The organism is Achromobacter sp. (genome assembly GCF_036567245.1).
In the GTDB taxonomy this organism is placed as follows: domain Bacteria; phylum Pseudomonadota; class Gammaproteobacteria; order Burkholderiales; family Burkholderiaceae_B; genus Achromobacter.
In genome coordinates this window covers 1-3,700 of record NZ_DATCUY010000337.1, presented here as the reverse complement: position 1 = coordinate 3,700, position 3,700 = coordinate 1, and the positions used below count along the sequence as shown (strand labels likewise).

Here is a 3,700-nt window from a genome sequence, read left to right as displayed (position 1 = left end):
GGCCGGCAGCTTGAGCGTCAGCGTTTCCAGCCCGCCGTCGACTTCACGCGTCACGGTGGCGCGGCCGTCGGCCAGCTCAACCTTGCTGGCGTAGGTGGCTTGCGGCCAGTCCAGCAGCGCAGCCAGCATCTGGCCGGTCTGATTGGCATCGTCGTCGATGGCTTGCTTGCCCAGGATCACCAGTTGCGGCTGTTCCTTGTCGACCAGCGCCTTGAGCAGCTTGGCCACCGCCAGCGGCTGCAGTTCGGCATCGGTCTGGACCAGCACGCCGCGGTCGGCGCCGATGGCCATGGCCGTGCGCAGCGTTTCCTGGCATTGCGCAACGCCGCAAGAAACCGCCACGACTTCAGCTACCGCACCCTTCTCCTTCAGGCGGGTCGCTTCCTCGACGGCAATCTCGTCAAAGGGGTTCATGGACATCTTCACATTGGCGATATCCACGCCGGTTTGATCAGACTTGACGCGCACCTTGACGTTGTAGTCAACGACGCGCTTGACAGGTACCAATACCTTCATCCCGCTGCCTCCAAATGGAAAATAATTACCCGGCATGCGCCGGGATCGCATTGCACAATTTTTTCTTGATTCTACAGCTTCGCAAGCGCTCGTATATGCGCGACCACGCTGCGGCCCAGGGCGGACAGGTTGTAACCGCCCTCGAGCGTGCTGACGATCCGCCCCTGACAGTGGCGCTCGGCCACCTCCACGAGCTGTTCGGTTATCCAGGCATAGTCGGCCTCGACCAGGCCCATCTGGCCCATGTCATCCTCGCGGTGCGCGTCGAAACCTGCCGATACCAGGATCAGTTCAGGCCGGTGCGCTTCCAGTGCGGGCAGCCAGGTATCCGTCACGATGGTCTTGACCGCGGCGCCGCCCGTATAAGCCGCCACCGGCACGTTCAGCATGTTGGAGGCCGGATTCTCGGTGCCGCTGTTGGGAAAGAAGGGATGCTGGAAGAAGCTGCACATCAGCACCCGGCCGTCGCCGGCGAAGATGTCTTCGGTGCCGTTGCCGTGGTGGACGTCGAAATCGACGATGGCCACGCGCGACAATCCGTGGAAATCCAGCGCATGCTGCGCTGCAATGGCGACGTTGTTCAGAAAGCAGAATCCCATGGCCTGGGAACGGCAGGCGTGGTGTCCGGGAGGCCGCACCGCGCAGAACGCGGTACGGGCTTCCCCGCCCATCACGGCATCCACCGCCGCCACGCCCGCTCCGGCCGCATACAGGGCGGCCTCGTAGGTGTGGGGATTCATCAGGGTATCCGGATCGATAGGGAAATACCCTTGCTCCGGCAAATGTTCGCGCAAACTGTTCAGATACTGGACAGTGTGCACCCGCAATATGTCATGGCGGGATGCCTGCGGCGCCTGGCGGTCGTCCAGGTAGGGCATCAATCCGCTGGCGAGCAACTGGTCCGAGATGGCGTCCAGCCTCTGGGGGCTTTCGGGATGCCAACTGCCCATTTCATGCAAGCGGCATGCCGGGTGGGTAAGATACATGGTCTCCATAAGGAAGATTATGTTCATCTGTCGGCGTTTACTGCAACTCGGAACGCTTTCCGCCCTGCTGGCGGGCTGCTCCACCACCGCTCCCTCTGCTCCCACCAACACCGCCGCCGGCCAGCCGGCCGCCGAATCAACCCCGGCCCCCATCCGCATCGGACCCAGCGCGCCGACACCTGGCTCCGAACTGGCGGACGACGCACCCGCCGCGCTGGGCGCCAATGGCGCGCTGCGGCCTGAAGTCCGTTCCTTCGTGGAAAACCTGGCCACCGAGCGCCAGCTGCCACTGGATCCCATGGTCGCCGCGCTGGCCGGTTCGCGCTACAACGCCACCGTGGCGCGCCTGATCGCGCCGTCGCCGCCGGGCAAGAAGATCTGGCGCAGCTGGCTCACCTACCGCTCGCGCTTCGTCGAACCCAAGCGCATCGGCTGGGGCGTGGAGTTCTACAACGAGAACCGCAACCTGCTCAACCAGGCCGCGCAGCGCTTCGGCGTCCCGGCGCCCGTGATCGCCTCCATCATCGGCGTGGAAACGCTGTATGGCCGCAATATGGGCAATTTCCGCGTGCTGGACGCGCTGACCACGCTGGCCTTCGACTATCCGGACCCGGCCAAGCCCGAGCGCGCCACCATGTTCCGCGGCCAACTGGCGGATTTCCTGACCCTGGTCATGAAGGACAAGCTGGACCTGGAAACGCGCGGCTCCTATGCGGGCGCCATCGGCATGCCCCAGTTCATGCCCACCAGCGTCATGCATTACGCCGTGGACGGCGACGACAACGGCCATATCGACCTGAGCAGCAACACGCGCGACGCGATCATGTCCGTGGGCAGTTTCCTGTCGCAGCACGGCTGGCAGCGCGGCCTGCCGGTGTTCGCACCCGTGGTGTTGCCCGCCGACCCTGCCCCGCTGGTCGACGGCGGGCTGGAACCCAAGCAGAGCTGGAGTACGCTCACGGCGGCGGGCGCCCGCCTGCAGCCGGGCGCGTCGGCCACAGGCTGGGGCAGCCAGCCGCTGGGCGTGGTCGATCTGGTCGAGGAAGCCCGGGGTACGGCGCAATACCGGGTCGGCACGCCCAACTTCTTCGCGCTCACCAAGTACAACCGCAGCTACTTCTACGCCACTTCCGTGGCGGACCTGGCCAGCGAGATCGAGGCCCGCGTGAACCGCTGAAAAACAAACCCGGGCTCGCGGGCCCGGGCTGCTTCGGTGCAGGGCGTTCAGTTGAAAACGCCCGTGGACAGGTAGCGGTCGCCGCGGTCGCACACGATGAACACGATGGTGGCGTCATTGACGCGTTCGGCCACGCGCAGGGCCGCAACCAGCGCGCCCGCCGAGGAAATCCCGCCGAAGATGCCCTCTTCCGCCGCCAGGCGGCGCGCCATCTGTTCGGCCTCCGCCTGTTCGATGGATTCGTAGGCGTCCACCCGGCTGCGATCGAAGATCTTGGGCAGGTAGGCTTCGGGCCACTTGCGTATGCCCGGGATCGACGATCCTTCAGCGGGCTGCGCGCCCACCACCTGCACGGCGGGATTGCGCGACTTCAGGTAGGTCGACACGCCCATGATGGTGCCCGTCGTGCCCATGGCGCTGACGAAGTGGGTGACGCGCCCTTCGGTCTGGTTCCAGATTTCCGGCCCGGTGGTCTCGATGTGGGCGCGGGGATTGTCGGGGTTGGCGAACTGGTCCAGCACCAGCCCGCGGCCGTCCGCCTGCATGGCGGAAGCCAGGTCGCGGGCATACTCCATGCCGCCCTTGTCCGCCGGCGTCAGGATCAGCTCGGCGCCATAGGCCGTCATGGCCGCGCGCCGTTCCACCGACAGGTTGTCCGGCATGATCAGGATCATGCGGTAGCCGCGCATGGCGGCTGCCATGGCCAGCGCGATGCCGGTATTGCCGCTGGTCGCCTCGATGAGGGTGTCGCCCGGCTTGATGTCGCCGCGCTCTTCCGCGCGCGCGATCATCGACAGGGCCGGACGGTCCTTGACGGAGCCTGCGGGGTTGTTGCCCTCCAGCTTGGCCAGGATGACATTGCCCCGGGCCGCGCCCGCGGCTCCGGGAATGCGCTGCAGGCGCACCAGCGGCGTGTTGCCGACGGTTTGCTCGATGGTGGGATAGGTAGTAGTCATGCCGACGATGATAACCCCGCCCGGCAGCGGGCGCCGCCAAAAGCCGCGCTCCCGCCAGGGCTACC

The 3,700-nt window shown here is 66.0% G+C and carries 4 protein-coding genes; 1 reads left to right on the top strand and 3 read right to left on the bottom strand.

Annotation, left to right across the window (positions count from 1 at the left end):
- Both VIR09_RS14615 and VIR09_RS14610 read right to left on the bottom strand, forming a co-directional pair.
- A partial coding sequence (locus VIR09_RS14615; protein ID WP_332013515.1) for an electron transfer flavoprotein subunit beta/FixA family protein occupies positions 1–516 on the bottom strand: 516 nt, incomplete at its 3' end.
- Positions 517–587: 71 nt separating this feature from the next.
- Complete coding sequence (locus tag VIR09_RS14610; RefSeq protein ID WP_332013516.1) at positions 588–1,511, bottom strand: histone deacetylase family protein; 924 nt, start codon at positions 1,509–1,511, stop codon at positions 588–590.
- Between the two features lie 10 nt (positions 1,512–1,521).
- On the opposite strand from VIR09_RS14610, the gene mltB reads away from it, so the two are divergent.
- Positions 1,522–2,679 (top strand): lytic murein transglycosylase B, encoded by a 1,158-nt coding sequence (gene mltB / locus VIR09_RS14605; protein ID WP_332013514.1) that lies wholly within the window; start codon positions 1,522–1,524, stop codon positions 2,677–2,679.
- Positions 2,680–2,726: 47 nt separating this feature from the next.
- On the opposite strand, the gene cysM is transcribed toward mltB, so the two are convergent.
- Positions 2,727–3,635 carry a cysteine synthase CysM gene (gene cysM / locus VIR09_RS14600; protein WP_041655288.1) on the bottom strand — a complete coding sequence of 303 codons (909 nt, stop codon included), beginning with the start codon at positions 3,633–3,635 and terminating at the stop codon, positions 2,727–2,729.
- Between the last annotated feature and the right edge of the window lie 65 nt (positions 3,636–3,700).